25 protein-coding genes and 1 pseudogene are annotated in these 22530 nt (G+C 35.9%); 6 read left to right on the top strand and 20 right to left on the bottom strand.

The window, feature by feature from the left end; genetic code table 11:
- Nucleotides 1-6 precede the first annotated feature (6 nt).
- Nucleotides 7-987 (bottom strand): aldo/keto reductase, encoded by a 981-nt coding sequence (locus ABH966_RS06270; protein WP_370076792.1) that lies wholly within the window; start codon nt 985-987, stop codon nt 7-9.
- A gap of 305 nt (nt 988-1292) precedes the next feature.
- Entirely contained in the window at nt 1293-1667 is a 375-nt protein-coding gene (locus tag ABH966_RS06265) for a MerR family transcriptional regulator (protein WP_370076790.1), read from the bottom strand.
- A gap of 93 nt (nt 1668-1760) precedes the next feature.
- On the opposite strand from ABH966_RS06265, the gene ABH966_RS06260 reads away from it, so the two are divergent.
- Nucleotides 1761-2918, top strand: a complete 1158-nt coding sequence (locus ABH966_RS06260; RefSeq protein ID WP_370076788.1) for an MFS transporter — start codon at nt 1761-1763, stop codon at nt 2916-2918.
- Between the two features lie 249 nt (nt 2919-3167).
- On the opposite strand, the gene ABH966_RS06255 is transcribed toward ABH966_RS06260, so the two are convergent.
- The 7 genes and pseudogenes from ABH966_RS06255 to ABH966_RS06225 all read right to left on the bottom strand — a co-directional run bounded on the left by ABH966_RS06255 (nt 3168) and on the right by ABH966_RS06225 (nt 9852).
- On the bottom strand, nt 3168-3932 hold the full coding sequence (locus ABH966_RS06255; protein WP_370076786.1) for an SDR family oxidoreductase: 765 nt from the start codon (nt 3930-3932) through the stop codon (nt 3168-3170).
- Nucleotides 3933-4264: 332 nt separating this feature from the next.
- Nucleotides 4265-4585: pseudogene (locus ABH966_RS06250) on the bottom strand (thermonuclease family protein); the annotation flags it as partial.
- A gap of 311 nt (nt 4586-4896) precedes the next feature.
- Nucleotides 4897-5649 (bottom strand): iron ABC transporter ATP-binding protein, encoded by a 753-nt coding sequence (locus ABH966_RS06245; protein ID WP_370076784.1) that lies wholly within the window; start codon nt 5647-5649, stop codon nt 4897-4899.
- Nucleotides 5646-6710, bottom strand: coding sequence for an iron chelate uptake ABC transporter family permease subunit (locus ABH966_RS06240; RefSeq protein ID WP_370076782.1), 1065 nt, complete (start codon nt 6708-6710; stop codon nt 5646-5648). Before ABH966_RS06240 ends, ABH966_RS06245 begins: the two co-directional genes overlap by 4 nt.
- Nucleotides 6707-7723, bottom strand: a complete 1017-nt coding sequence (locus ABH966_RS06235) for an ABC transporter permease (protein ID WP_370076780.1) — start codon at nt 7721-7723, stop codon at nt 6707-6709. The genes ABH966_RS06240 and ABH966_RS06235 overlap by 4 nt, the downstream gene beginning before the upstream one ends.
- A gap of 19 nt (nt 7724-7742) precedes the next feature.
- Complete coding sequence (locus tag ABH966_RS06230) at nt 7743-8774, bottom strand: siderophore ABC transporter substrate-binding protein (protein WP_370076778.1); 1032 nt, start codon at nt 8772-8774, stop codon at nt 7743-7745.
- Nucleotides 8775-9174: 400 nt separating this feature from the next.
- On the bottom strand, nt 9175-9852 hold the full coding sequence (locus tag ABH966_RS06225; RefSeq protein WP_370076776.1) for a response regulator transcription factor: 678 nt from the start codon (nt 9850-9852) through the stop codon (nt 9175-9177).
- 473 nt (nt 9853-10325) lie between these two features.
- On the opposite strand from ABH966_RS06225, the gene ABH966_RS06220 reads away from it, so the two are divergent.
- On the top strand, nt 10326-10559 hold the full coding sequence (locus tag ABH966_RS06220) for a hypothetical protein (protein ID WP_370076774.1): 234 nt from the start codon (nt 10326-10328) through the stop codon (nt 10557-10559).
- A gap of 270 nt (nt 10560-10829) precedes the next feature.
- On the opposite strand, the gene ABH966_RS06215 is transcribed toward ABH966_RS06220, so the two are convergent.
- From ABH966_RS06215 to ABH966_RS06205, 3 genes are all read right to left on the bottom strand, one after another.
- Nucleotides 10830-11360 carry a hypothetical protein gene (locus ABH966_RS06215; RefSeq protein WP_370076772.1) on the bottom strand — a complete coding sequence of 177 codons (531 nt, stop codon included), beginning with the start codon at nt 11358-11360 and terminating at the stop codon, nt 10830-10832.
- Between the two features lie 952 nt (nt 11361-12312).
- Nucleotides 12313-12930, bottom strand: a complete 618-nt coding sequence (locus tag ABH966_RS06210) for a thermonuclease family protein (RefSeq protein WP_370076770.1) — start codon at nt 12928-12930, stop codon at nt 12313-12315.
- Between the two features lie 598 nt (nt 12931-13528).
- Complete coding sequence (locus ABH966_RS06205; protein ID WP_370076768.1) at nt 13529-14110, bottom strand: phosphatidylglycerophosphatase A family protein; 582 nt, start codon at nt 14108-14110, stop codon at nt 13529-13531.
- Nucleotides 14111-14222: 112 nt separating this feature from the next.
- Between ABH966_RS06205 and ABH966_RS06200 the strand changes: the two genes are divergently transcribed.
- The 3 genes from ABH966_RS06200 to ABH966_RS06190 all read left to right on the top strand — a co-directional run bounded on the left by ABH966_RS06200 (nt 14223) and on the right by ABH966_RS06190 (nt 15969).
- Nucleotides 14223-14942 (top strand): alpha/beta hydrolase, encoded by a 720-nt coding sequence (locus ABH966_RS06200; RefSeq protein WP_370076766.1) that lies wholly within the window; start codon nt 14223-14225, stop codon nt 14940-14942.
- A gap of 81 nt (nt 14943-15023) precedes the next feature.
- Nucleotides 15024-15539, top strand: coding sequence for a YjcG family protein (locus ABH966_RS06195; RefSeq protein WP_370076764.1), 516 nt, complete (start codon nt 15024-15026; stop codon nt 15537-15539).
- Between the two features lies 1 nt (nt 15540).
- Nucleotides 15541-15969, top strand: coding sequence for a GNAT family N-acetyltransferase (locus ABH966_RS06190; protein WP_370077032.1), 429 nt, complete (start codon nt 15541-15543; stop codon nt 15967-15969).
- A 279-nt stretch (nt 15970-16248) separates the two neighbouring features.
- Here the strand turns inward: ABH966_RS06190 and ABH966_RS06185 are convergent, their stop codons facing one another.
- The 6 genes from ABH966_RS06185 to ABH966_RS06160 form a co-directional block, all read right to left on the bottom strand.
- Entirely contained in the window at nt 16249-16497 is a 249-nt protein-coding gene (locus ABH966_RS06185) for a stage VI sporulation protein F (protein ID WP_132363905.1), read from the bottom strand.
- 561 nt (nt 16498-17058) lie between these two features.
- Entirely contained in the window at nt 17059-17262 is a 204-nt protein-coding gene (locus ABH966_RS06180; protein WP_370076762.1) for a YjcZ family sporulation protein, read from the bottom strand.
- A gap of 65 nt (nt 17263-17327) precedes the next feature.
- A complete protein-coding gene (gene spoVAE, locus ABH966_RS06175; RefSeq protein ID WP_370077030.1) occupies nt 17328-17687 on the bottom strand; it encodes a stage V sporulation protein AE in 360 nt (119 codons plus the stop codon).
- Nucleotides 17688-17703: 16 nt separating this feature from the next.
- Nucleotides 17704-18699: a stage V sporulation protein AD gene (locus ABH966_RS06170; RefSeq protein ID WP_370076760.1), complete on the bottom strand. Its 996-nt coding sequence runs from the start codon at nt 18697-18699 to the stop codon at nt 17704-17706.
- Nucleotides 18693-19148: a stage V sporulation protein AC gene (gene spoVAC / locus ABH966_RS06165; RefSeq protein WP_370076758.1), complete on the bottom strand. Its 456-nt coding sequence runs from the start codon at nt 19146-19148 to the stop codon at nt 18693-18695. The genes ABH966_RS06170 and spoVAC overlap by 7 nt, the downstream gene beginning before the upstream one ends.
- A complete protein-coding gene (locus ABH966_RS06160; protein ID WP_370076756.1) occupies nt 19148-19552 on the bottom strand; it encodes a YhcN/YlaJ family sporulation lipoprotein in 405 nt (134 codons plus the stop codon). Before ABH966_RS06160 ends, spoVAC begins: the two co-directional genes overlap by 1 nt.
- A 134-nt stretch (nt 19553-19686) precedes the next feature.
- Between ABH966_RS06160 and ABH966_RS06155 the strand changes: the two genes are divergently transcribed.
- The gene (locus ABH966_RS06155; protein WP_132363913.1) at nt 19687-20211 is read left to right on the top strand and encodes a CotY/CotZ family spore coat protein; all 525 of its coding nucleotides are present in this window, start codon (nt 19687-19689) and stop codon (nt 20209-20211) included.
- A 64-nt stretch (nt 20212-20275) separates the two neighbouring features.
- On the opposite strand, the gene ABH966_RS06150 is transcribed toward ABH966_RS06155, so the two are convergent.
- Nucleotides 20276-20677, bottom strand: coding sequence for a hypothetical protein (locus ABH966_RS06150; RefSeq protein WP_370076753.1), 402 nt, complete (start codon nt 20675-20677; stop codon nt 20276-20278).
- Between the two features lie 53 nt (nt 20678-20730).
- Nucleotides 20731-22107 carry a magnesium transporter gene (gene mgtE, locus ABH966_RS06145; RefSeq protein WP_370076751.1) on the bottom strand — a complete coding sequence of 459 codons (1377 nt, stop codon included), beginning with the start codon at nt 22105-22107 and terminating at the stop codon, nt 20731-20733.
- Between the last annotated feature and the right edge of the window lie 423 nt (nt 22108-22530).

Here is a 22530-nt window from a genome sequence, read left to right as displayed (position 1 = left end):
CTTCTCTCACTGATTTAATAGTTTCATAGAATGTACAGGATATCTATCACCAGCTGCTGAACCTACCGGTATAGCTTTATCTATGAAATCCTTTACATCCTTTGGCAATTCAAAATCTATTGCAGCAATATTTTCTTTTAAGTAGGATCTCCTTTTTGTCCCTGGTATAGGGACGATATCTAATCCATTAGACATTAACCATGTTAATGCTAGTTGTGCCGGACTAATATTTAGTTGGTTTGCTATCTCTTCTAGCTGTCGAATCAAAGCAAGGTTTTGATTGAAGTTGCCTCCCTGAAATCGAGGTGCGTTCCTTCTAAAATCGTTCTCTACGAATTTATCGACTGACTTAATTTTTCCAGATAAAAAACCTCGTCCCAGAGGACTATATGGTACAACAGCGATATTTAGTTTACGGCAAAGTGGTAATATTTCCTCTTCAATATCTCTAGTCCATATTGAATACTCTGTCTGTAATGCAGCTATAGGATGTACTTTTTGTGCTCGTTTTATCGTTTGAGAAGATACTTCTGAAAGCCCAATATGTCGTACTTTACCTTCCTCAACTAATTCCTTCATAGCACCAACTGTCTCTTCTATAGGAACGCTGGGATCTACACGGTGTAGATAATATATATCGATGTAGTCAGTATTTAACCGTCTTAGGCTTGCTTCACAGGCCTTTTTTACATATTCCGGGCTACCGTTAATTTTAATTACCTTCCCACTCTCATCTCTTTCAAAAGCAAATTTGGTAGCTATGTTTATCTGTTGTCTGACATTTTTTAATGCTTGACCGACTAATTCTTCGTTTTTCCCCACTCCATATTGATCAGCTGTATCAAAAAAGTTAACACCGAGTTCTAAGGCGTAATGCAATGTAGCAATCGATTCCTCATCATTTTGAGTTCCATAGTATTCTGACATTCCCATACATCCTAATCCTAAGGATGAAACACTTAAATCTCCAATAGATCGATATTTCATTTTTTCTCCTCCAATCTTTCTTTAGCATGAAATTATATCGATTAGAGTGCACTCTAAGGCAAATGTATTTTTTCCCATTTCTCATAAAAAAAAAGACCTTTTAGAAAGGTCTCTAGAAACTTATATTACAGATGTGTTGATTAACCGTTTTTATCCACTTTAATTGTTTAGAAGACGCTGATTTCCGCTATGGGCTACTCGCTTTCCTGCGGGAGTCGAGTAGCCCTTTCGCTACAATCTGCAAAAAAATCCTTTTATCGCTCAATAATAAACCTATATTATCCTAATCAACACGCCTGATTATATTACTTAACTTTTTCCTCCAAATTTTTATAGTAGTCAATTTTTTCATTAACCTTAATTAAACTATTTTCTAATTGCTTAATTTGGTTAAGAACGTTCTCTTGATGAGCTTCTAATAGTTCTCGTCTTTCAGTAACGGTAGAATCCCCTTGACGTCTTAGGTCTGCAAATTTTTTCATATCTCTTACAGGCATTTCTGTGTTACGTAACATAATGAGAAAGTCTATACATAAAATATCGCTCTTTGAGTATTTACGATATCCATTTTCATCTCTTTCAATCTCACATAAAAGACCAATATTTTCATAGTAGCGTAGAGTGTAAGAACTAAGACCCGTGATTGAGGATATATCCTGAATAGTTAATAATTTTTCCATATTTTTATTATAACACACTTGCTTTATAGTGCACTCTAAGGAGTATCTTTGATTCTAGATTCATTTTTTAATAGTTTTTAGGAGGAATTTTTAATGAATATAGGGATTTTTGTTTTAGCACTTGCCACATTTGTTGCTGGTACAGTGGAGTTGGTGATCGCTGGGATAATCAACATGATTGCAGAAGATTTACATGTTTCTGTAGGAGCAGTCGGTCAGTTAGTTTCAGTTTTTTCATTGGTTTTTGCCTTTGGGGCTCCAGTACTTATTGCTTTAACTTCTAAAGTAGAAAAACGTAAATTACTGCTCATAGCAATGTTAACTTTTCTAGGAGGTAATATTTTATCTATAGTTAGTCCGAATTTTACAACCTTATTAATAGCTAGAATTATTCTTGCAGCTAGCTGCTCTATCGTGGTTGTCACTTCCGTAACAATGGCTGCCAATACTGTTGCAACGGAATTAAGAGGAAGAGCTATTGGATTAATTTTTATGGGTTTAAGTGCATCATTAGTGTTAGGTGTACCATTAGGAACTATTATCGGTGAAAATTTCGGTTGGAGAATGACATTTGTATTAGTTTCAGTCTTAAGTATTGTTTCTATGGTAGGAATCATTAAGTTTTTACCTAAGGTTCCACCACAACCAGCCATTCCTTTACTTAAGCAAATAGCCACATTAAAAAGTAAAAAAATCGCATCAATCCAGCTCATATCAGTTTTGGAGCTGACTGGTCATTTCATAGTTTATACTTATTTCACGCTTTTTCTTAAAACAACAATGGGCTTATCAACAAATATGATTAGCATGGTCTTACTTGTTTTTGGTATAGCTGGAATAACAGGTGGTTGGATAGGTGGCTGGACATCCGATAAATTTGGCGGAGCAAAAACTATACTCACATTTCTTATACTTTTTGCAGTTTCCTTGTTCCTATTACCTTATTCTACAGGATCAATGATCAGTTTATTGATCGTTGTCGTACTATACGGTGTGATGGTTTGGGCACTTAGTCCAGCTGTACAAAATTATCTAGCTGAGTCTGCTCCCGATTCCTCAGATATCCAATTAGGTTTAAATACTTCATTTTTACATCTTGGAGTAGCTTTAGGTTCTGGTTTGGGTGGCTTACTTGTAGACTACTATTCTGTAACTATCAACACGTGGGTAGCTGGTATTATGGTAGTTTTAGCCTTAATCTCTGCTATTTATTCGCTAACAATAAACCGTAGAGAAAATTCTTCAATTTAGGGGCTATAACTAAAAGGATAGGAGGACGCCCTCATGCCCATTAAGCTAAGATTTTAAAGTACCCCCTAAATGGAAATTTTGTGTTTTGCAGGACCCCTATTTACAATAACAAACTAATTAAAGGAAAATAAAAAGGAATGAACCCTGTCCAATACAGAGTTCATTCCTCAGTAACTGCTTAAAATATGTGTCTAACTTTTTGGGGTCACTTCATTTGAAGATCCTTATAAATTCGTTATCTTACAGGTTCTATAGATGAGATCCGCCACTTGCATCGAGCAATTGACCAGTTACCCAACGGCTGTCTGAGGAAGCGAGAAAGGCGGCAATATCTGCCACATCCTCGGGTTCTCCCCATCTGTTGAAGATTGAAAGACCAGCCGCATATTTTTGTCCATCAAGGTTTTCCAAAGTCTCAGCATTCATCTCTGTATTAATAATTCCAGGCTGGATGGCGTTTACCGTAATATTACGGCTCCCTAGTTGTTTGGCTAGAAGACGCGTAAATGTGTCGATAGCACCTTTGGACATACTGTACGTGAAGACACTTGGAGAAGCTGCACGTGTCACAAAAGATGAAATATTAATAATGCGTCCTCCATCTTTTAAACGTGGCAAAGCTTGTTGAGTAACAAAAAGTGGTGCTTTGACATTAATCTTCATTACCTCGTCAAATGATTCTTCCGTCGTCTCTTCTAAACTGATAATTTGACCAATTCCAGCATTGTTGACAAGAATATCGAATCCGTTACCGCCCATATATTCCCGAATAGTATCATCAAAAGTTGTAAATAAATCTTGAATGCCATCTAGAGTACTAAGGTCAGCACCAATCGCGCAAGCATTTCCTCCGCTTTGCTCGATCAGGTGAACAACTGCTTCTGCCTCATTTCGTCTTTTCCCGTAATGAACTACGACAAAGGCTCCCTCTTGTGCCAGACGCAATGCAATACTGCGGCCAATTCCTCGACTTGATCCTGTAACTAAAGCTATTTTGCCTGCTAACTTACTCATGCTTCCATCTCCTTGTTCAAACATAGTTATATTACATAGATAGTTATATCATGGAACATTATTTGAAATGTTGCTCTCCTATTCGGTTTCAAGGGGGCGATTGCTTCAGATAACTTAGTTCATCTCTTGGTTGCCAGCATTGCTTATATAAATCTTGAATACGTTTTTGACGATGTGCATCATATTGTTTAAATACTTGTTCAACATAGTTATTTCTTTTAATACATTTCGCCAAAACATTTATTTACTATTATATATTTTGAATAAAGAAAGGACTGTCCTCAAAAGGCATTTTTCATTGCCTTTTGGGACAGTCCCTTAATCGATCACTTTTATTTTAATACTTCCGGATGGAAACCATCTTTTTGGAAGTAATTTTGATGTGACCAAATATTTAATTTTTCTTTCTCAGCATCTTGCTGGATTTCTCTAAATTCATCCTCCAACGTATTGTTTGGTTTATGAATAAAGCGCACTGCTGCAAGTCCTTCTTTTAATAATGATTCCTGCAACATTACATCATCAATGAAGACATAGGTTAATAAGCGATCATAGTTATCTGTCTCTGGTCCAACATCGTAAACTGCTTCAACCTTTTTGGCGTGTTCTAACAATTTAATCGTATAATCCTTAGCCACTTTAGCATAAGGTTGAGCTTCACCTTTGTTATAGAAACAGCTTGTTGTGTTATAATCATAGGCTGTTTTTTGTTTCTAGTTCAAATGTTGGGGGGAGGGTAATCTTTCATCCTTTTTTTGAAATACTCCTTGAAAAACGTCAGAGTATATTAAGATCACTAAACTTCTCGTTATGACATACTTCAATTCATTATCGTGAGCAATGGCATTCGAAAAAGCTGCCGCCTGTAAAATACAGACAGCAACTTCAACTAGAATAATTTAATTCTCTATTAGTTTTTTGGCATACTCATTTTTTGAGATGCTTCTTTTTTAAAATTTCGTAACTAATAAACAGCGAGTGGCCCATAAGGACCTTCGATAATTTCTATTTTTGTTTCGAAAATATCTGTCAAAATTTTCGAATTCATAACCTCTTCTACTGTTCCAAAAGCGGCAATTTGTCCATCTTTCATAGCACAAATTCTATCAGAATATTTGGCTGCAAAATTTATATCATGCATCACAGTCAGAATTGTTCTTCCAAATTCATTAGCCGCACGTCTCAAATGCTCCATCATTTGAACAGAACGAGCAACATCAAGATTGTTCAGTGGCTCGTCCAAAAGTACATATTCAGTCTCTTGGCACAAAACCATCGCTACATATGCTCTTTGTCTTTGACCACCTGAAAGCTCATCTAAATATCTATTCTCTAAATCAGTTAAGTCTAAAAAATCGATATATTTAGAAATAATAACTTCATCTTCTATAGTTAACCTTCCCTTTGAATAAGGAAAACGTCCAAATCCAACTAGTTGTCTAATAGTAAGCCTAGTTACAAAATGATTTTCTTGGCGCAAAATAGTCAAAATTTTTGATAAGTCTTTTGATTTGGATTCAGAAACATCCATATTTGCCACCTGAATTTGACCTTCCTCCATATCCAACAGTCTTCCAATCATCAAAAGTGTCGTAGACTTTCCAGCGCCATTTGGGCCAATTAAAGAAGTAAAACCCGCTTTTGGTATTTCAATATCCAAAGGTCCTATTTTTACCTCATCCGTATAGAACTTTTTAACATTATCAATTTTTATCATAAAGCCCTCTTCCTTAAAACTACAGTTAAAAATATTATTCCACCAAATAATTCGATAATAACTGATACTACACCTTGAGCATGGAATACATGATACATCAAAAAGTATGCACTCGTTATTATCAAAAATCCTATAGCAAGAGCCATTGGAAAAATATATCTATGATCATAAGTTGACGCCGCCTGATAGCTCAAAGTTGCTACTAAAAAGCCATAGAAAGTAAGTGGTCCAATCAAAGCTGTTGAAATAGACATCAAAATAGCAACTAATACAAGAGTATAAATTACATTAGATTGATATTTAACTCCAAAAGAAGTAGAAACATCCTTTCCTAGTGACAATATATTTAGATTCTTAGAATGAGCAAGAAGTAATATTGCTACAATTATTACTATAGGAATTACAATAGGAAAATATGCAGAATCTGCATTATTAACAGAACCAAACAATCTTGCCTGTAAAATATCAAATTCAGAAGGCGCAAGTAGTCTTCTCATGAAAGTTGACACAGAATTTAGCCCAGTGCCAATAATAATTCCAACTAAAAGCATAAGTTGTAGATTCCCGTATTTACCAGAAAGTAGCCATCCATAAAGGATCAAGCTCATTAAGACCATAACAACAACTTGAAATAAAAATGATCCAATCCCAGTAAAATTTATCAATGCACTAGCCCCAAAGAAAAATATAGTACTAGTTTGAATTGTTGAGTAAAGTGATTCGAAACCTAAAAGCGAAGGAGTTATAATCCTATTATGCGTAATGGATTGGAAAGCAACAGTCGACAAGCTCTGACAAACTGCAGCAATAATCATTGCAACAAGAGCTACTATCCTTCTCTTAACAACTGGGATAAAAGAAGGTGAATCAATCGGAACTGGATTGTTATAAACTAAAAGTCCATATGAAGAAAGGATGCCAAAAGCAATCAATGTTATTAGCAAAATCCAATAACGCCTTTCTTCCTTCTTAGAACGAAAAGCCCTAGCTGATCTATTTTTATTATGAAGGCTAGAATCGATTTCGACATTTTCTTTATTTCTATATTCCAATGTGCTCATCGTAGCCTCCTTGGTTTTCTTTGTCTCAATAAGATAATAATAAACACGACTGACCCCACTGTTCCAAGTATTAAAGAAACAGGTACTTCAAAAGGCATTATAATTGTTCGAGAAATTATGTCACAGGCAGTTATAGTCCCCATTCCTATCAAACATACCCAAGGTAAATTACTCCTAAGATCATCACCTCTATACATTGAAACAATGTTTGGGACAATTAAACCCAGGAAAGGTAAGTTTCCAATGACAGCTGCAACAATTCCAACTGCAAAAGAAATGAGAACAGTACCAAAAAGAACAATCCTGTTGTAATTAACGCCAAGGCTTGTTGCGACATCTTCTCCTAGTCCAGCTAAAGTCAATCTATTAGCATAAATAAAAATAAACAAAGTAACGATAACAATTAGCCACAAATATTCATATCTTCCCACCTGAACAGGCGCAAAAGAACCTACAAACCAAGTTTCAATACTTTGTGTCATTTGAAAAAGAAGTCCCATAAAAGTGGACACTGCAGAAATAACAGCTCCAAGCATCAATCCAATAATCGGGACAATTAAAGACGAGCGAAGTTTAACTCTTCTTAAAAATAAAAAGAAAATCATAGTTCCTATAAAAGAAAAAATGATTGCACCAGTCATTCTTAGCACTAAAGTCGGAGCAGGAAATAATAAATAAACGAAAAGCAGCCCTAAACCTGACCATTCAATAGTCCCTGTTGTAGTAGGTTCAACAAAACGATTCTGTGTGATCAGTTGCATTACGAGTCCTGCCATTGACATTGCAGCTCCAGTAAGCATTAATGCAGCTGTTCTCGGAACACGAGTTATGAAAAACATTTCCATTCCATCCTCTTGTCCACGTATATCATACACTCCAGTAAACAGTGATATAATGCCTAGAATAATAACAACTATAATCGCTAATATAAAAGGTTTTGTCCATATCTTATTGTAGTTATAAAACTGGGGTTGAGAATTTATCTCAACCCTAGAAGTTACATTTTTCAGCACTATTTTATACCCCTTTACATTACTTAGCTTTAGCTAAAGTATTTGCAAGGTTTTCAAACAACTCTGTATAAGTTTGAATTGATTCATTTGTGTAAGTATCTGCTGGTGCATAAACAATATGTTTTTTAGAAACAGCAGTTGTTTTTTGAAGAGCAGGTGCGTTAGCAATAACATCCTGAGCAGGAACTGAATCTTCTTCACCAGATATTGCAGCATCACGATCTAATACGAAAAGCCAATCAGGATTACTTTGTGCAATAGCTTCAACAGAAACTTCATCACCTTTATGATCTGATGTAGAATCAGCAACTTCTAATGCTGGAGCCCAACCGAAAATTTCATACATCGGTCCCCAAACACGTCCAGAATGAGGAGCTGAGAAACCAATATCCCCACCACCAACGATAACACTCATAACTTTATCTTTTCCATTATAAGCAGATTTAGCATCTTCGATAACTTTATCAAAATCAGCTACCACTTGTTTAGCTTCTTCATTTTTATCGAAAATTTTTCCTAAAGCAATTGTAGAATTTTTAAGTCCATTTACTAAGTTTTCCCCAGGCGTAGCAGTTTCCTCAGAAACATCTACATTAAGATCAATAACAACTGCATTTGGTACTAATTTTTTGATCTCTTCGTAATAACCAGCAAATCTTTGACCAACGATTACAAGTTCAGGGTTTGCAGCTGCAATAATTTCAAGATTTGGTTCGCGGTGATTTCCAATATTTTTAACTGAATCGTCCTTTACATATGGTGAATCCGCAGGCATTACATCCTTTGGAACAGCTACTAAGTCAATGTTCCAATCAGCTAAAGTTTCAAAAGTTCTATTATCCAAAGCAACTACATTCTTTGGGTTTACAGGAACAGTAACAGTTCCATGGGCATCAGTGATTTCAACTGTCGTAGGCTTAGCAACCTCTTCGCTTCCATTATCTTCATTAGACTTTGACTCTTCATTAGTTTTATTACTTGAACAAGCTGCTAACATCAAAGTCAAAACTGCCAAAATTCCAACTAATTTTAAAAACATAGATTTCTTCATACATATACTCCTTATGTAATTTATTTTGAAAACGATGATGTCTATAGATTGAATTGGATAATAATCGCTAACCATCTCAATTGCTATTGATAATCATTTTCATTTGGTTGTTCTGTGAATCAGTATAGTCTTTAATTATGTGAAAATCTTGTGAAAGATATAAGTTTATAAAGAAAGTTGCTTTCAAGCATAAATTGGCTACAAAAAAGTAATACGTGAAGTATTCTTTTTATAGTTTCCGTCTCTTTAAAATATCTACCAGAAACTGTTTGATTATCAGATTTAATAGAACAAAAAAAACGAGCAAAACAGGATGAAACTGTTTATACTCGTGTTTTCTCGATTATGTTAGATATTGATTATTGTGACAAATTGTACTTTACCTATTATCTTATTTTTACTATTCAATCATTGAATAGCCCCTACCATGGATTGTTTGAATATATCGGTCTTTCTTCTCGCACTTTAGCTTTTTTCTTAAATACCCAATATATAAATCCACTACATTTGGATTGACTGCTACGTCATATCCCCAAACCTGATTCAAAAGCATTTCACGGCTTAATACTTTATTTTTATTCTTGGTTAAAAATAAAAGTAAGTCATACTCACGCTTAGTAAGCGGGAGATTTTCGCCACCTTTTGTCACAATATTACGGGATGCATCAACGAAGAGATCTTTAAACCGAAAGAAAGTAGTCTCGATTGGCTGGATACCGTCTCCTCTTCTTAAAATAACTTTTATCCTTGCTACTAATTCTTCTTTCACAAATGGTTTTCTTATATAATCATCTGCTCCTGCTTGTAATCCTGCTATACAATCCTTGCTGGACACATTATCGGTCACAATGATTATCGGTGTCGTTTTAACAGCCCGTATTTGACTGCAAATTTCCGGTCCAGGTATACTTAACGAATCCCAATCCAATATGATAATATCCCAATCTTGCTCATATACTATATTTAACCCTTTGTTTTCATTGTGAAGTGTTAAAATGAAATAGCCTTCTTGCTTTAGGCCGCTTACGATTTTCTTTGCTAAAGACCGTTCATTCTTAATTACCAACACCTGCTTCACCTATGGTTCACCTCTAATTCATTACATAAAATAATTTATCACAAAAAAAGAATATCGAATTTATAAATCTTAAATTTCTAAAAGAACTATTATAACAACTTATCGGGATATATTCGGGGAAATTTACAATAAATATGTATGAAATAACAAATTACGGAATTAAACGGAAGAATACTTCAGTTATTTAACCAAAATATTGGCGAATCCGTTGACAGAAGTTTATTAGACTTTCAATATGCTTGGAGCTGGACTATCCATTAAAGATCGGGTTACTTCAATAAGTTATAATAGTGAATTTTATTTTACTTTACTAGATTGTTTAATAAAGTAACCGGAATACCGCCAATAGTATATGCCAAAAGAAACTGATTTAGAATTGGTATTGCTCCAAGATTTAGACTTCAAGATAATCTAGTAGCAGTAGTTGATTGTTATAAACACCAGGAGATGGACAAGACGATTATGAGAGAAGATTGGCTTTACAATTAAAAGAATTGCGTAAAGCAAAACTAGATTTATTTATTGGTGATTTTTCACATTCAATTCTGAATGAAACCTTTAAACAAATAACTTCTACAGTAATATTTGACCATTGTTTAGAATGGCGTACACCTTTTCAGAGTTTGTTTACTGCAAACACATTAAGTTTAAAATGTAGAAATTTACTTTTAAAATTAAAAAAACCCGCCGTTTTGAAATTAGCCTAATCAAAATGAGTGGGTTCGATTTAATATAATTATATTTTAATATAAATCACTTTAAATATCTTGCTTCAAACGTATATTGATCGTTTAGTTTACCACTTTCAAAAATTAAGAAATGACTCTAACATCCCAATTCTTCATATGATCTCTATTACTGACATGTCCCAACTGCCTGGATAGTTCTTTTATATTTTTCTTTAAAGGTTTCCCGAATTTCTCTTCTAGAATATTTTGTAATCCAAATCAACCACTTCTAAATCATCCGTAATTTCATTAAACCTTTTTTGATTCAAAGTACAATTTTAAATTACTTTTTCTTAATTTATTAGCCTCTTTAATTAAGTCAATTTTTTTTTGATGTATTTTTTTTAGTGAGCTTATTGCATTTTCTATGATTGCCGGAGCACCGTTTCCTAAGTTAGGGAAATTCTGATTTAAAAATTCATATAAAGCCTTTTTTTCAATATTGGATGGAACGCTAGGTGCTAGAGGCAACTCGAACGGTGATTTGCTATCTGCCAATTGTTGAGGAGTATTATATATAAACTGAAAGGCATTTTGTAGCATCCTTCTATTCCTTTCATCAGTCACCTCATACCCCCCTTGTGAGTCAAGAGTAATTCGGTCAAATTCAACCATTACTAGTTTATCTGGTTTTCTATTTTTTGTTCTGTAGTACAGCATAACCTTTAAAACATCCTGCTCTGAAAGCTCCTTTATTTCTTTGAATCTCCCATTTTTAGGATTAGGGACCTTATAAATTTTATTTTCTTCAGAAATATACAACCACTTTATACCACCCATAATCAATCCTCCTAAAACAACAAGAACATTAGTTCTCTTTCGAATTATAATGAACAGCAGTAAAAATTTCAAAATATAAATAACTTATTTGACTTTTAACTATACAAAACTTTCAAATAAACGAAAGTATGCTGCGAGCATTTAATAGAGCCTTCATAAAATCAATGTTTTTGGAAAAAAATCCACGAGTTAATACCCCATGGATTTTCTACTTAAGTGAAGTTGAATTAATTAAACGCTTCTAATTTATTTTGCGATTTTCATTTTCTCAGATTGGATACCACCATCTACTTGATACTAAGCATCTAGATCTAAGTAATATATTATTTCCATTATTATCTGCATTTTTCTGAACGACATCATTTTCAATAATTGTCTTTGTACCAGTTTCAATATCAGTTTGAATGCTCTATGGAGAAGTATAGCCATATCTTCTGTGAAAATCCTGTGAGTCCCTTTCGGTAAAGGAAAATATAGGTATTATAAATTGAAAGACTGCAACTCTTTTATCGTTGGTTCAAATCCATCCAGCACCTTAATCCTGTATTAACATATTTAATCACGCAGTACCTCCTAGATGATGAACCTATCAATCAAAGGGGGTACTTTTCATATACCAAGCAACGATTGTCCCCCATATACAGTCACTCTATCAACTATCTCCTCAAATTAAGTTTGTCGATGGAAGTTTTTACAATGAAAACAAAAAATGGTGCGTTTGATATATAAGTTTAGACTTGTAATAAAGTTTTATAAAAAATATCATCAAATCACTGATTTTAGATATATATAAGCAATCAACCCATATCTATCTTTTTAAAAGAATAAAGTGAATCCTTTTGCCAAACTTAACTAGCTTCACTTTATTTACAACTTTTTTTGAATAAAGAAAGGACTGTCCTCAAAAGGCATTTTTCATTGCCTTTTGGGACAGTCCCTTAATCGATCACTTTTATTTTAATACTTCTGGATGGAAACCATCTTTTTGGAAGTAATTTTGATGTGACCAAATATTTAATTTTTCTTTCTCCGCATCTTGCTGGATTTCTCTAAATTCATCCTCCAACGTATTGTTTGGTTTATGAATAAAGCGCACTGCTGCAAGTCCTTCTTTTAATAATGATTCCTGCAACATTACATCATTAATGAAGACATAGGCTAATAAGCGATCATAGTTATCTGTCTCTGGTCCAACATCGTAAACCGCTTCAACCTTTTTGGCGTGTTCTAACAATTTAATCGTATAGTCCTTTGCCTCTTCAGCATAAGGTTGAGCTTCACCTTTGTTATAATTCATCTCTGGTGTATCTACCATCAATAGGCGAATTTTTTGTTTCTTGCCATTTATTGTCGCCTGAATTGTATCACCATCATATGCTTTAATATAATCTACATCAAAGCGTTTATTTCCTGTTTTTTGTTCAACTTGTTCAATAGAAATAGTACCATTCTGGTTTGTCGATGTTGCATCTTTTTCTTGGGCTGGTGATCTGCCAAAAATCATATACAATGCAACAGCAAGAATGATTGTACCACTCGTAATTAACGTTTTTATATCTTGCATTTTCATGTAGTAGGTCCCTCACAACTATTCATCTTCATTACACTTTAAGGAAGCTTCTAAAAGAATCCATAATTCATCAAAAGTCCTAAAAAGTTTCACGATGTTTCTATTGTAAAATATCAGGCTACTACATTCAAGTTATGTAGTTGCAATAGCAAACCAATGATTTGGAGATACTTCAACAAGCTGACTATTTTCTATCTTTGCATATCCTTATTTTATGTATCTATTTTTGTTGATTAAGTGTATGAGTAAACAATCGGCTAAGCATAATAAAAAACAGAGCCTCCTCAAATTATTGATGATGCTCTGTTCATTGTGGTCCGATGATCCGTTTTGGCCAACAAATGTTTTTTGTGCTAATGCGGAGTGTTAACGAAGCGACAGCAACCACATGGTTTTGTCTGTGCGAAAGCGTTAGCGTCAGCAACCAACAAAAGCGGAGGAAACGTGCGATGAATGCCGATCGCTGATAACATCCAAGAATCGTCCCCAGTCGGAACGGAAATCAACCCTCGTTTTGACGTAGCGCCATACTCATATTACAACTTAAACAGAGCCTCCTCAAATTATTGAGAAGGCTCTGTTATATATATGATTACTATTAAATCTCATTATGTGATTTTGGTTTTGGTCCTAGCTCTTCGGGCTCAATATCAGCAAATGTACCGCCCTCTTCTTCCAAGTCACGCATACGATGTGCAATACGGGATGCGGCAGAAGCTGCGATACTGCCAACTAGGTCATCTAAAAACGTATTTACATGATGACCAGGTTCTGTATCTAACTTCTTAATAATACCGATTTTTTGCTTGTCTAAGTGTCCGAAAGTTGTTACCGCTATGCTACCATATGTAAAAACAGATCCAAGTGCTATTGTTTCATCCACACCAAATAAACCCTCATCGGATTCTACTATTTGCTGTAACGGTGCCGATAATAACTTTTTCTCTGCAAGTTCATCTAGTTCAATACCTACTAATAAAGCATGTTGAACTTCACGCTTACGTAATACACGCTCGACAGAATGAACACAGTGGTCTAATGTTAAGCCTTCATTATAGGATTTTTGCATTTCATAAACGATTTTAGCAATATCCTCTAGCGATACACCACGACGAATAAGTGCAGCCTGAGCTGCCTTCGCTACTTCATCAGAGTGTATGCGAGTATTTTTATCATGCATAACTATCCCTCACTTCGATTTTATTGCTAGAATAGTGCTAGCCCAACCTATTATACCTTTACTTTGGGTATATGGTACAATTTCGTTACAAACACGAGAAGGAGTGTCATCATTGGATAAGGGAACTGTACAGGATTTAAAGTTCTATAGTGAAGCATTGCAGGAGGAATTACAGATATTTATATATGTTCCTGCAAATTATTCTCCACTATATAAATATAATATTTTAATTGCATCAGACGGAAAAGATTATTTCCAACTTGGAGGTATTACAAAACTTGCTGATGAACTTATCGATGACTATGAAATCGAAAATTTGATCATTGCCTTCGTTCCATATAAGGACATTAAGGATCGACGTCATAAATATATTCCAAGCGGAGAGCAACATGAAGCATATCTTCGTTTTTTAGCTCATGAGCTTGTGCCGTATTTAGATGCTGAATATGCAACCTATCAAGTGGGAATGAGTCGTGGGGTCATTGGTGACTCAATGGCTGCAACCGCTTCCTTAATGGCCGCATTAAAATACCCAAATATTTTTGGCAAGGTCATTTTACAATCACCGTATGTTGACGAAGATGTTTTGCAAGCTGTAGAGAATTTTAAAGATCCAGGCGCAATTTCCATTTATCATATTGTCGGAAAAGAAGAAGATAAAGTTGTCACGATGGATAAAACAATTAAAGATTTTTTAACACCCAATCGTCAGCTACATCATCTCATGTTAAACAAAGGATTCTCTACATTTTATGAAGAATTTAATGGCAATCATACATGGAAATATTGGAAACCTGATTTACGCCGCGCATTAATTGAAAATTTTAATTAATTTAGACGATTCAAATTACGAAATCGGAAATTTCTGTTATACTTAAATAAAAAATTGTTTATTTTCGGGAGGTAATGGCCTATGAAATATGGTATTGTGGCATTTCCATCAAAAAAATTACAAGATCTAGCGAATACTTATCGAAAACGTTACGATTCTCATTATGCGAAGATTACTCCGCATATTACATTAAAGGACAGCTTCGATGCAACGGAAGAAGATATTCAATCTGTCGTAAAACAATTAGATGGGCTTGCTGCCAACTATGCACCTTTAAACATTCATGCATTACGCATAAGTTCATTTTTCCCAACAACAAATGCGATTTATTTCCGTATTGAACCAACTGAACAATTAACATCATTACACCAAGCTCTAGAAGAAAAAGTACCTTTTGGTGAGTCAAAACACGTATTTGTACCACATATTACTATTGCTCAAAAAATGACAGATTCCGAGCACGATGATATCTTTGGGCAATTACGTATGACAGGTGTTGACGAAAAAGATACAATTGATCGCATTCATCTTTTATATCAATTGGAAGACGGCTCGTGGACAACATATGAAACTTTCCGATTGACTGGAGCTGAGTAATCTGTATAACGTAAAGATTGTTGAAACAACAAAAGAACATGAGGATGCATTTGCAGTCCGCAAGCAAGTTTTTGTTGAAGAGCAAGGTGTGCCACTTCATCTAGAATGTGATGCTGAGGATGCATCTGCAACGCATTTCATTATGTATGAAGACAATGACCCTGTAGGTGCTGCGCGTTTACGAAGTATCGAGGACGATGCTGCAAAAATTGAACGTGTTTGTATTTTACAAGATCAGCGTGGTAAAAAACTAGGTGCTTTAATAATGAAGGAAATGGAGAAGCACGCCATTTTAATTAATAAGAAAAAACTAAAACTTCATGCACAAAGCTATGCTATTCCGTTTTATGAAAAGCTTGGCTATACGGTAACATCTCCTGAATTTATGGATGCTGGTATCCCACATCGTGCTATGGAAAAAATGATTTAACTCTTTCAGCAACAGAAGTATCCCACCTCTATAGGTGAGATAAATGCGAGTTTAAGCTTATTTCAGCAGGTGTCCAAACATCCGCTGTAATAGCGAAACTCAGTCTAAAAACGGACGCAATTAAGCCGAGGCATAATTGATCAAATAGGTGTTACGAAAATGCTGAAGCATATCGTAACACCCTTTTTATTGCAATACAAAGCTTTAAAGGTTGATTTATAAATGAAAATCCATTTAAATCAACCTTTTAGATATATTGCTTTGCCTAGTAGATTCATGTTATTTCATCATTTTAGTAATTTTATCTAAATCTAGTGAATTACCATCTTGAATAATAGATTGTACTAACTTATCTTCAAGCTCTTGCGTAATTTGTCTCTTGGACATTTTACTTACGCGTCGTACGATTTTTCTTACTTGCTTTTCATTTTTAAAATCAGCATGTTGAATTTCATTTGCTAGTGCAAAGATTTCATCCATTGATACTCCAGTTTTTTGTTCAATTGAATTAAAAAGCGAGCGATTCATGTTCCCCCTCCTATCAGTTAAAATTCAAATTTATTCCTACTGTTGTTCTCAGGCAAGAAACATATGACAACTAGTGAAGGCTTTAAACTTTATTCAGAAAATGAAGCACTCTGAAGAAAAGCTAAAGCCTCTATCTACTGTCACAATCGATTATGCCTCGGCATAATTACGTTCGGAATAGGCTTTGTGCTTAGGCCTGCATGAGGGCCGACACGATGTCGGTCATTTCGGTAATGCCACAGGACGTGGCGTTTTTACCGATGCAGGTTAGTTAGCCGTTATCGCATGGATGCGATGATTTTAGGCAACATCCTTTACTAACTCCTTGCCGATTCCGTAACATCCGCCGGAGGCTTTAGGCCAACACGAGGTTGGTCACTCAGTCGTTGCCACAGGACGTGGCGTTCTTAGACTAAGTTCCTCTATTTCAGCAAATGTTTGGACATCCGCTGAAAAATAGCTAAACCCGCATTCATCTCACCACCTATAAAGGTGGGAGACTTCTGTACCTGTCGCTTCGCTTTCGGTACAAAAGAGATATGCTGAAAGAAGTTATTCAAATTATATGCAAGCGGCACCTACAATGATCAGAAGAATGAATAGGACAACAATTAAGATAAATGTTGAACTATGTCCATGTCCGTAACCATAGTAACCGTCATGGCAACCGTCGTGGTGACCGCCATAGTAACCTCCATAATCTCCTCCGTAATAACCATCAGCATGCCCTCCATAAGGATGCGCACCCCAGCCTTGATATCCCATAAAAATACCCCTCCCTTCTACAACCTATCATATGTTAGCGTTGTAAAAATGGGTGGGGTATTCGTCTAATTAACATTTCCTTTAGGTTTAAATATTAATGCTCCGATAAAGCCAAAAACAACGGCAGCACTGATTCCTGAGCTTGTCACCTCAAACATCCCAGTTAACACACCTACAAGCCCATGTTTTTCCGCTTCAACAATTGCACCCTGCGTTAAGGAATTTCCAAAAGATGTAATAGGAACAGTTGCACCGGCACCAGCAAAATTAATAAGTGGCTCATACAAGCCCATTCCGGCAAGAATCGAACCAGCTACTACAAGAGTGCTCAATGTATGTCCAGGTGTTAATTTACCAACATCCATTAATAATTGACCTATAGCGCAAATAATGCCTCCTACAAAAAATGCAAACACAAATGTCATAACCATAGCTTTTGCCTCATTTCATTGTAATTTCAATCGCATGTGCCGTACATGGAATTGTCTCGCCCTGTTGAAATGAAAGCGGAGACAGTAATGCTCCTGTCGCCACAAGAAGTACTCGTTTATAGGTACCTGCTCGCATCTGTTGGATCACGTAACTAAAAAAAACAGCTGCCGAACAGCCTGCACCACTTGCACCGGATTGGAACGTTTCATCCTGTCCATAAAACTCAGCACCTGCATCACGTAAAGGTTTTAACTCTTCACTCTTTATGCCACTCTCAACAAACATTCCTTTTAAAAGTTTTATGCCAAGTTGACCTAAATCACCTGTTAAAATTAGATCATAATGGTAAATTTTTTGATTTCGCTGCTCTAAATGTGATTGAATGGTTTGAAAAGCGGCAGGTGCCATCGCTGCACCCATGTGAAAAGGGTCATCCATACCATAATCAACCGATTTTCCAATAGTCGCTGCTTCAATAGAAGGGTATTCCTCATGATGTTTACCAACAAGAGCATAACCAGCAGCCGTTACCGTCCATTGAGCAGTTTGGGGCTTTTGTGAGCCATAATTGATTGGATAGCGGAATTGTCGTTCAACCGCATTATGTTGACTAGATGCACCGGCTAACGATAAATTGGAGGCACCTACTTCTGTTAACAGGCTCGCAATAATTACGGAGGATATAGAGGTAGCACACGCTGAGAATAATCCGATAAAAGGAATGTCTAAGTCTCTGGCCGCAAAATTGGTTGGTGTCATTTGGTTAACCAAATCGCCGCCCATAAAGTAATCAATGTCCGTATTTTTCACGCCCGCTTTTTTCATGGCAAATTCACAGGCCTCTTCAACCATTTTTCGATGACCTTGTTCATTTGTTTTCATTTGCCAACGCTCATCATCATAGGTCGCATCAAAATGTTGACTAAATATACTACGTTTCTCTAGCGGCCCTGCTACCACACCACCTGCTATTAAGGACGGCTTCGATTGAAAGACAATTACCATGAAACCACTCCTATCGTCACAAGAATGAATTTAATAAGTGCTATAAAAAAGGCGGAGACAACACCAAATAATACAACTGATCCAGCTAATTTAAATAAATTCCCACCGACACCAAGTACTAATCCTTCAGATCTATGCTCAATGGCTGCAGAAATAACAGCATTACCAAACCCTGTTACAGGCACAGCTGATCCAGCTCCAGCAAATTGACCAATTTTTTTATATAAGCCAAACCCAGTTAAAATCATGGCGAAAAATATCATTGTTGCAACTGTTGGATTTCCGACTGTCGCTTCGGTAAAATCAAAGAAAATCATATAAAAAAGGGATACGGCCTGTCCGATTGTACAAATAAGTCCACCTATTAGAAACGCCTTTGCAACATTTTTAAAATAAGGCGGTTTTGGCGTGACATTTTGCTCTAATTGCTGGTATTGTTCTTTTTCCACTATGTTTCCTCCTTTGCAAGCTTTTTCAATTTCACAATTTTATCTTTCAGTTTATTATCTTCAACTTGTTCCCTTTTTATTTTATTGGCTTCATAAAATATTTTATAATCAGCTGAAACAAAAACATCTTTGTTTGGATATTTTTCATCAAATTTCTTTTGCAACTTTTTCTCTAATTTAGTCTTTTTCCACTTATCCCATGGTTTAATTTGCACGGCCACAAGCATACTATTGTCATATTGAATAACCGTTGTTTTGTCTACATATTTCTGTTCTTTTAAAATGGCTTCAACTTCCCTTTCATTTTCCGGTGAACCATAGACAATAACTTTTTCTTTTTCACCGCAACCACTTAAAAGCGATAAACTGACTAATAGAGGTAACATTATTCCTAACAGCTTCAAGCTTTTACCCTCCTTTTCTTTAAAGTTTCTCCAACCATAAAAAAACTATTCATTTAACTATATATACGAAAGCCCGAGTCCATTTTTCAGAAGCACATATTGTAGAAGTAGTAACAAGGAAAGGAGGTGACAATATGGGTTGTGGCAAGCCAACAAATCCTATTGGACCAATCCATTCAGCAGGCTGCGTTTGTGACGTAGTACGCGCTATTTTAGACATTCAGAATCAAGCGGTGAGAGATGAATGTCAACCATGTACAGCTAACTGTTTCTTAGAACCACTTGGAGGCATAGTAAGTCCTGCACGCTCTCATGCAGATACACGTGTATTCATGTTAATTACAAAAGACGGTACTCCTTTTAAAGCATTTTTCAGTTCACCAACAGCAGATCCATGTATATGTACATCAGTATTTTTCCGTGTAGAAGATATGTTCGATGAGTGCTGCGCTACTTTGCGTGTTTTAGAGCCTTTATGTTCATTTGACTCCAGCGAAAGTACAGTAGATCTATTAAGTCGAGATGGCTGCTGTGTCAACATGAAAAAAATATGTAAAGTAGATGATTGGAATTCAACTGAGAGCTGTATCACTGTAGATTTATCATGCTTCTGCGCTGTACAATGTATTGCTGATGTTGACTTAGGGATTTGTGAATAGTCTTTTCACCTTTGACACACTACACATAAAAAAAGTGTACAGCATCCTCTGCTGTACACTTTTTTCATAAGGTAGGTAATTGTTTACCTCGCCATAATACTTGATCTATGTCCTCAAAATAGATAATCTCTTGCGTCTTTAATTCGTAAGAAGTAAGCATCAATGAATCGGTCTGTACATCAGATGCACTACCACGTAATTCTCTACCATCCTTTAAACATATAAGTAACGGTTGATAGGCTTTTTGCCGAAAAGGCTTCTCTAAAAATTGAAGCTGCTTTAGTAAATACGGATCTATTTGTACTTTTTCAACTACTTCTTCTTTTTCTTCAATAGTTTGCTCATTGAAATAGCCGTCCTTACTATACACTGACGTACTTTCATCCAATTCAAGCTCATGTAGCATCTTAGAAATATTGAGAAAATATGATGGTGACTTTATAAACAAGCGTGGCTCTTGACCCACATTACTCACTTCCCTTTTTTTCATACAATATGCAAAAGGAAGAAGTTTGGTTCTCAGCCTATTTGACTTAAGAATACTGTCGCCAAACCTAAGTAAATTAAAATACTTGTTATATCATTTAAAGTTGTAATGAATGGACCTGATGCGACAGCCGGGTCAATTTTCATACGATGCATTAGTAGTGGAATAAAAGAACCTGCAAGTGTTGCTACTAAAATAGAACCACAAAGCGCTGCTCCTACCAGCATTCCAAGAATCAACTCTTGTTTCCAAACATAGATGATGCCAATCACAATCAACCCACAAACAACTCCAGACATTAAGCCTGTACCGGCTTCACGTAGTAGTAATTTTAGCTTGCTATGCTCTTCGACATCTCCTGTTGCAATACCTCGAATAGCTACCGCTAGTGCCTGTGTTCCACTATTCCCTGAAGTACCTGAAATGAGAGGGATAAACACTGCGAGTAACGCAACCTGTTCTAATGTTGCCTCAAAATGTCCCATCAAATTTGCTGTCAACATCCCTAAAAATAATAATATGACAAGCCATGGCAAACGCTTTTTAGCTGCTTGGAACGAGGTTGTATCAAATTTATCCATATCGGAAATACCCGCTAATTTAGAGTAATCTTCCGATGCTTCCTCATCAATAACGTCGATAATATCATCGACTGTAATAATCCCTAGTAATTCACCCTTATCGTCAATAACTGGTGTTGCTAAGAAGTTATAGTCCTTCATAATTTGAGCAACCTCTTCTTGGTCATCCCCTGCGTGCACCATCACAACACGTTCATTCATAATCGAACGTATAAGGGTATCTTCATCAGCAATAATTAAATCACGAAGCGTAATAACGCCAGTTAATCGATGTGCTTCATCAACGACAAATATATAATAAATGGTTTCAGCATCTGGCGCCTCTTTCCGTAAAATCGCCATTGCTGAACGAACAGTAGAATTTTCTGGTATCGCTACATATTCAGTCGTCATGATAGAACCAGCTGTACCTTCATCATAACTTAATAACTCATTGATCTCTTCAGCTATTTCCTCATCCATCATGCCTAAATAGCTTTCACGTTGTTTCGTATCCAACTCATTTAAAACGTCTGCAGCATCATCTGCATACATGTGAGAAAGCATTTCTGCACCATATGACGGATCCATTTCAGCTAGATACGCTGTGTATTCATCATCATCTATTTCGATTGCCTCAAAAATATCAGCCATTTCCGTCGGAGACAAGTACGAATAGATGATCTTCCTTATATCAGGTTCCACCTTCTCATAAAACGTTGCCTGATCATATGGATGAAGCTCTAAAAACTCATCGCGGAATGCGTTAATATCATGTGCTTCGAGCATTTCTCGCAAACGTGCCTCGTCGAACTGCACATCATCCTTTTCATTTCTTTCCTCTATCATGCTTGTCCCCTCCTTCCGAGCAATCAATTATGCCTCGGCATAATTGCGTCCAGAATCGGCTTTGTGCTTGCACAAAGCCGATTCAGTGACATCCGCCGGAGGCTTTAAATTATTTCAGCGGGTGTTTGACCAACCGCCGAAAAGTAAATTCATTTGTACCTGTCGCTTTGCTTTCTGTACAGAAAACATTTGCTGAAATAAGTTAAATCATTGATACGGGCAATGCCGTAAATCTACCTTATATATAATAGAGTGTATTGTGCCTTTTCTGCAAACCCTTTTTTTACTACATAACAACCTACATCATTACCACTATCTAATTGGATAAATCTTCGGGTAAACGTTTCTATTTTTCACCTGTTATCATAACGCGTGGTTGATTTCCGTCCCGACTGGGCGCTTTGTTGCTGTCGCTTCGCTTTC

Source organism: Lysinibacillus sp. RC46, assembly GCF_041262385.1.
Classification (GTDB): Bacteria; Bacillota; Bacilli; order Bacillales_A; family Planococcaceae; genus Lysinibacillus.
The sequence above is the reverse complement of the archived record's forward strand: the minus strand, read 5'-3'. Positions and strand labels throughout refer to the sequence as shown.

Excerpts from the sequence above, each read along its gene's own strand:
- ABH966_RS06155 (WP_132363913.1), top strand. The coding sequence starts at position 19,687 with ATGGGTTGTGGCAAGCCAACAAATCCTATTGGACCAATCCATTCAGCA.
- ABH966_RS06265 (WP_370076790.1), bottom strand. The coding sequence starts at position 1,667 with ATGGAAAAATTATTAACTATTCAGGATATATCCTCAATCACGGGTCTT.
- ABH966_RS06180 (WP_370076762.1), bottom strand. The coding sequence starts at position 17,262 with ATGGGATATCAAGGCTGGGGTGCGCATCCTTATGGAGGGCATGCTGAT.
- spoVAE (WP_370077030.1), bottom strand. The coding sequence starts at position 17,687 with ATGACATTTGTGTTTGCATTTTTTGTAGGAGGCATTATTTGCGCTATA.
- ABH966_RS06195 (WP_370076764.1), top strand. The coding sequence starts at position 15,024 with ATGAAATATGGTATTGTGGCATTTCCATCAAAAAAATTACAAGATCTA.
- ABH966_RS06205 (WP_370076768.1), bottom strand. The coding sequence starts at position 14,110 with ATGCATGATAAAAATACTCGCATACACTCTGATGAAGTAGCGAAGGCA.
- ABH966_RS06255 (WP_370076786.1), bottom strand. The coding sequence starts at position 3,932 with ATGAGTAAGTTAGCAGGCAAAATAGCTTTAGTTACAGGATCAAGTCGA.
- ABH966_RS06230 (WP_370076778.1), bottom strand. The coding sequence starts at position 8,774 with ATGAAGAAATCTATGTTTTTAAAATTAGTTGGAATTTTGGCAGTTTTG.
- ABH966_RS06170 (WP_370076760.1), bottom strand. The coding sequence starts at position 18,699 with ATGGTAATTGTCTTTCAATCGAAGCCGTCCTTAATAGCAGGTGGTGTG.
- ABH966_RS06215 (WP_370076772.1), bottom strand. The coding sequence starts at position 11,360 with ATGGGTGGTATAAAGTGGTTGTATATTTCTGAAGAAAATAAAATTTAT.
- ABH966_RS06270 (WP_370076792.1), bottom strand. The coding sequence starts at position 987 with ATGAAATATCGATCTATTGGAGATTTAAGTGTTTCATCCTTAGGATTA.
- ABH966_RS06185 (WP_132363905.1), bottom strand. The coding sequence starts at position 16,497 with ATGAATCGCTCGCTTTTTAATTCAATTGAACAAAAAACTGGAGTATCA.
- mgtE (WP_370076751.1), bottom strand. The coding sequence starts at position 22,107 with ATGATAGAGGAAAGAAATGAAAAGGATGATGTGCAGTTCGACGAGGCA.
- ABH966_RS06240 (WP_370076782.1), bottom strand. The coding sequence starts at position 6,710 with ATGAGCACATTGGAATATAGAAATAAAGAAAATGTCGAAATCGATTCT.
- ABH966_RS06210 (WP_370076770.1), bottom strand. The coding sequence starts at position 12,930 with ATGAAAATGCAAGATATAAAAACGTTAATTACGAGTGGTACAATCATT.
- ABH966_RS06260 (WP_370076788.1), top strand. The coding sequence starts at position 1,761 with ATGAATATAGGGATTTTTGTTTTAGCACTTGCCACATTTGTTGCTGGT.
- ABH966_RS06245 (WP_370076784.1), bottom strand. The coding sequence starts at position 5,649 with ATGATAAAAATTGATAATGTTAAAAAGTTCTATACGGATGAGGTAAAA.